The sequence below is a fragment of the Sandarakinorhabdus sp. genome (genome assembly GCF_032115815.1).
In the GTDB taxonomy this organism is placed as follows: domain Bacteria; phylum Pseudomonadota; class Alphaproteobacteria; order Sphingomonadales; family Sphingomonadaceae; genus Sandarakinorhabdus.
In genome coordinates, this window is sequence record NZ_JAUMBI010000045.1 from 1 (window position 1) to 4,957 (window position 4,957).

Consider the following 4,957-nt stretch of genomic DNA (forward strand, 5'->3'; position numbering starts at 1 on the left):
AGAAATGCTGAAGCTCGATCCACAGGCGGTGCCGACCCGGGTGGACGACAACCAGGGCCCGCTGCCCGAACGCGGCAACGACCCGTTCAACCTGCCGCCCCCCAGGAACTGACGAATGGACCATTTCCAGTTCAAGGACGGCGTGATGCACGCCGAGGGCGTGAGCCTTGAAATGCTGGCCGCCACGGTCGGCACGCCCTTCTATTGCTATAGCAGCGCCACCATGGAACGGCATTTCACCGTGTTCCGCGATGCCGTTGCTGGCCTTGGCAACGGCACGCCGCTAGTGGCCTTTGCAGTAAAAGCCAATCCCAACCTCGCCGTGCTGGCGACGCTGGCGCGGCTGGGTGCCGGCGCGGACGTGGTATCGGGCGGCGAGATGGCGCGCGCGCTTGCTGCCGGCGTGCCGGCAGAACGCATCGTGTTCTCCGGCGTCGGCAAGACCCGCGCTGAACTGGCCGCGGGTGTCGAAGCCGGCATCCTGCAGTTCAACGTCGAATCCGAAGCCGAGATCGACATGCTGGCGCAAGTCGCTGCCGCCAAAGGCGCGACCGTCGAGATCGCCATCCGCATCAACCCGGCGGTCGATCCCAAAACGCACGGCAAGATCAGCACCGGCGGCGCAGATGCCAAGTTCGGTATCCCTTGGGAACGCCTGCCCGCTGCCTTCGCGCAGGCTGCCGCCCATCCCAATCTGCGTCCAGTCGGCCTCGCCGCGCACATTGGCAGCCAGTTGACCGATCTAGGCCCGGTGGAAGACGCCATTCGCAAGCTGGGCGATCTGGCGCGTGAACTGGAAGCGCTGGGCCACAAGATCAAGCGCGTTGATGTCGGCGGCGGCTTGGGCGTGCCTTATCGCCGTGACCAGCCGGCGCCGCCCAGCCCAGCCGATTATGCCGCCATGGTTGCCCGCGCCACCGCCGGTTGGCCGTGGCAGCTGATGTTCGAACCCGGCCGCATGATCGTGGGCAATGCCGGCGTGCTGGTGAGCGAAGTGATCCTGACCAAAGACGGCGCGTCGAAGCATTTTGTCGTGGTCGATGCCGCGATGAACGATCTGCTGCGGCCGTCGCTTTACGGCGCCTGGCACGATATCCTGGCCGTCCGGCCCAAGGATGCGCGCACGGTCGCCACCGTGGTCGGCCCGATCTGCGAGACCGGCGATACCTTCGCCGAGGACCGCGAGATCGAAGATGTGCAGGCCGGCGATCTGGTCGCCTTCATGACCGCCGGGGCCTATGGCGCGACCATGGCCAGCACCTACAACTCGCGGCCGCTGGTGCCGGAAGTGATGGTGAAGGGCGATGAGTGGGCCATCGTTTCCCAGCGCAACCAGCCCGCCGCGATGCTGGCGCTGGATGCGAAAGCCCCATGGCTCTAACCGCGTGGCTTTAAAGCCACCCTCCGCCAGCCGCATCCTCACCGCCAGCCTCGTCGGCACGGCGGTGGAATTCTATGATTTCTACATCTACGCCACCGCCGCGGCGCTGGTGTTCGGGCCGCTGTTCTTCCCGTCCGACAATGCCGATCTGCAATTGCTGCTCAGCTTCGCCAGCTTTGCCGTTGCCTTCGTCGCCCGGCCGATCGGGGCATTGGTGTTCGGCCATTATGGCGACCGGCTGGGCCGCAAATCCACATTGGTGGCCTCGCTGCTGCTGATGGGCGGCTCCACCTTCGCCATCACCTTCCTGCCCACCTATGCCGCCATCGGCGTCGCCGCGCCCGCGATCCTTTGCCTGCTGCGCTTCGGTCAGGGTTTTGGCCTGGGCGGCGAATGGGGCGGCGCGGCGCTGCTGGCGGTGGAGAATGCCCCGCCCGGCTGGCGCGGGCGTTATGGTATGTTCCCGCAACTCGGCGCGCCGGTGGGCTTCATCGCGGCCAATGGCCTGTTCCTCGCGCTCGGCCTGTGGCTGGACGACGGCGAGTTCCTGGAATGGGGCTGGCGGCTGCCGTTTGCCGGCTCGATCCTGCTGGTCGGCATCGGCCTGTGGGTGCGGCTGACCATCCTGGAAACCCCGGCTTTCGCCGCCATGGTCAAGCATGAAAAGCCGCCGGCGGTGCCGCTGGCCGAACTGGTGCGCGATCATGGTCGCGCCACACTCTGCGGCATCGCCACCGCCGTCACCTGCTTTGCCATCTTCTACATCGCGACCGCGTTTGCGCTCGGTTATGGCACCACCCAGCTAGGCTACAGCCGCGAAGCCTTCCTGCAATTGCAGCTGGGCGCCATATTGTTCCTTGCTGCCGGCATCCTTATCGCCGGCTGGCTCAGCGACCGCGCTAGCCCGCAGCGCGTGCTGATGCTGGGCAGCCTCGCCAGCGTCGTGCTCGGCGCCACCATGGGCCCGCTCATGCAGGCCGGCACCGGCGGCGTGTTTGCCTTCCTGTCACTGGGCCTGTTTGTCATGGGTTTCGTCTACGGCCCATTGGGTGCCTTCCTGCCCGGTTTGTTCCCGGCCCGCGTGCGCTACACCGGCGCATCGGTGGCCTTCAACCTGGGTGGCATCATCGGCGGCGGCCTTACGCCCGTCATCGGCGCAGCGCTCTCGGCGCGCTATGGCATCGGTGCGGTCGGCTGGTATCTGGCCGGCGCTGCGCTGGTCTCTGTGATAGGCTTGGCGCTCTTGCCGAAGGAAGGTGCGGGTTCTAGCGTTGGCGCATGATCCTGCGCCTCACCCTCCTCGCCGCCCTCATCTCCACCTCGGCCCTGGCCTCCCCCGAGACCGACCGCTGGGACAAGCACAAGGCCGCCGTCAGCATCACCCGCGATGATTTCGGCATCCCGCACATCAAGGGAAAAACCGACGCCGACGCCGTGTTCGGCATGATCTATGCCCAGGCCGAAGACGACTTCAACCGCGTCGAAACCAACTTCATCAACGCGCAAGGCCGTCTCGCCGAAACCGAAGGCGAAAGCGCCATCTGGCGCGACCTGCGCATGAAGCTGTTCATCGATCCGGCCGAGCTGAAGGCGCAATATGCCGCCAGCCCCGCCTGGCTGAAGTCGCTGTCCACCGCCTGGGCCGACGCGCTGAACTATTATCTCGCCACGCACCCCGCAGTGAAACCGCGCGTGATCACCCGTTTCGAACCGTGGATGGCGCTCAGCTTTTCCGAAGGCAGCATCGGCGGCGATATCGAGAGCATCAACCTCGGCCGGCTGGAATCCTTCCACACCGGTCAGGCTGTGAAACTCTCGGCGGTGGAACTGGGCAGCGAACTGCTCGAGCCCGCCGGCTCCAACGGCATGGCGCTGGCGCCCAGCCGCAGCACGTCGGGCGACGCCCTGCTGCTCATCAACCCGCACACCAGCTTCTATTTCCGCAGCGAAGCCAAGGTCGAAAGCGGTCAGGGCCTTGATGCCTATGGCGCCAGCACCTGGGGGCAGTTCTTCGTCTATCAGGGCTTCAACCGGAACACCGGCTGGATGCACACGTCGTCGGGCGTCGACAATATCGATGAGTTCGCGCTGACCGTGGAGAAGAAGGGCGGACGCTGGTATTATCTGCACGGCACCAATTGGCGCCCGCTGGCCGAGAAGAGCATCACCGTGCCCTACCGCGCAGCCGAAGGCAGCATGAAGAGCCGCAGCTTCACCACGTGGCGCTCTCACCACGGCCCGGTGATCCGCGCCGAGAACGGCAAGTGGATCGCTGTCGCCTTGATGCACCGGCCGGTTGCCGCGCTGGAGCAGAGCTTCCTGCGCACCAAGACGACCGATCTGGCCAGTTATCTGAAGGTCGCAACACGCCGCGCCAATTCATCCAACGCCACGCTGTTTGCCAGCAGCAAGGGTGAGATCGCCTATCTCCACCCACAGTTCGTGCCGATCCGTGATCCCAAGTTCGATTGGAAAAAGCCCGTCGACGGCAGCGACCCCGCCACCGATTGGCAGGGCGAGCACAGCCTTGATCAACTGCCCAGCGTGATGAACCCGGGCAGCGGTTTTGCCTTCAACGTCAACAACTGGCCGTGGACTGCCGCCGGCCCGGACAGCCCGAAACAGGCCGCCTTCGCCAAATATATGGACTCCGCGGGCGAAAACCCGCGCGGGCCGAACGCGCTGCGCTTGTTGAGCGGCGACCGGAAGTTCGATCTCTCCGGCCTGCTCACCACCGCCTATGATCCGTTCCTGCAGGGCTTTGCCGATACCATCCCGCCGCTGGTGAAAGCGTGGGAGGCACTGGCCGATGGGCCGCAAAAGGCCCGGTTGGCCGCGCCGATCGCTGCGCTGAAGGCCTGGGATTATCGCGCCAGTGAAACCTCGATCCCCACGTCGCTGGCGATGTTCTGGGGTGATGACATGGTCAAACGCTTCGGCCCGGTCGCCAAGCTCGATGAAGAGGCCATCGTGCCCTATCTCGCCAGCGCCAAGGTGCCGGATGCCGAACGCCTGGCTGCGCTCGATGCCGCCGTTGGCAAGCTGGCCGGCGATTTTGGCGGCTGGGATGTGCCGTGGGGCCACATCAACCGCTTCCAGCGCCTGACCGCCAACATTGCACAATCCTATGACGACAAATTGCCCTCAACGCCGATCGGCTTTGCCAGCGGCAACTGGGGCAGCCTCGCCAGCTTCGGCGCCCGCCAGCGTGACGGCACCAAGCGCTGGTATGGCGATTACGGCAACAGCTTCGTCGCCGTCGTCCGCTTCGGCAAGGACGGGCCGGAGGCGCGCGCCGTCCACGCCGGCGGCCTGAACAGCAGCCCGGCTAGCCCGCACTTCCGCGACCAGGCGGAGCGGTATCGGACGCATGATTTCCGCCCGGTCTATTTCACCGATGCGCAGCTGCAGGGGCATGTGGAGAAGACGTACCGGCCGGGGGAATAAGAAGGCTTACGGCTGGGTGGACTTTGCCTTCATCACCGGCTTCGCCACCCCATTGGCCGCCGTTTCGACCAGCGTGTAGAAAAACCGATTGAAATCCCGCGCCGCGTCGAGGTCCATCGGCGTCGAAAT

At 65.5% G+C, this 4,957-nt stretch carries 3 protein-coding genes; all 3 read left to right on the forward strand.

From position 1 onward, the window contains the following. Nucleotides 1-115: 115 nt before the first annotated feature. Genes lysA through RT662_RS02395 form a run of 3 tightly spaced genes read left to right on the forward strand, consistent with a single transcriptional unit; the run spans nucleotide 116 to nucleotide 4,828 of the window. Nucleotides 116-1,381 (forward strand): diaminopimelate decarboxylase, encoded by a 1,266-nt coding sequence (gene lysA, locus RT662_RS02385; RefSeq protein ID WP_313668854.1) that lies wholly within the window; start codon nucleotides 116-118, stop codon nucleotides 1,379-1,381. A gap of 4 nt (nucleotides 1,382-1,385) precedes the next feature. Continuing rightward, complete coding sequence (locus tag RT662_RS02390; protein WP_313668856.1) at nucleotides 1,386-2,663, forward strand: MFS transporter; 1,278 nt, start codon at nucleotides 1,386-1,388, stop codon at nucleotides 2,661-2,663. Beyond that, nucleotides 2,660-4,828 (forward strand): penicillin acylase family protein, encoded by a 2,169-nt coding sequence (locus tag RT662_RS02395; RefSeq protein WP_313668857.1) that lies wholly within the window; start codon nucleotides 2,660-2,662, stop codon nucleotides 4,826-4,828. Before RT662_RS02390 ends, RT662_RS02395 begins: the two co-directional genes overlap by 4 nt. Nucleotides 4,829-4,957 lie beyond the last annotated feature (129 nt).

What these genes read in the sequence shown, in the direction of transcription:
- lysA (WP_313668854.1), top strand. Translation starts at nt 116, where the DNA reads ATGGACCATTTCCAGTTCAAGGACGGCGTGATGCACGCCGAGGGCGTG.
- RT662_RS02395 (WP_313668857.1), top strand. Translation starts at nt 2,660, where the DNA reads ATGATCCTGCGCCTCACCCTCCTCGCCGCCCTCATCTCCACCTCGGCC.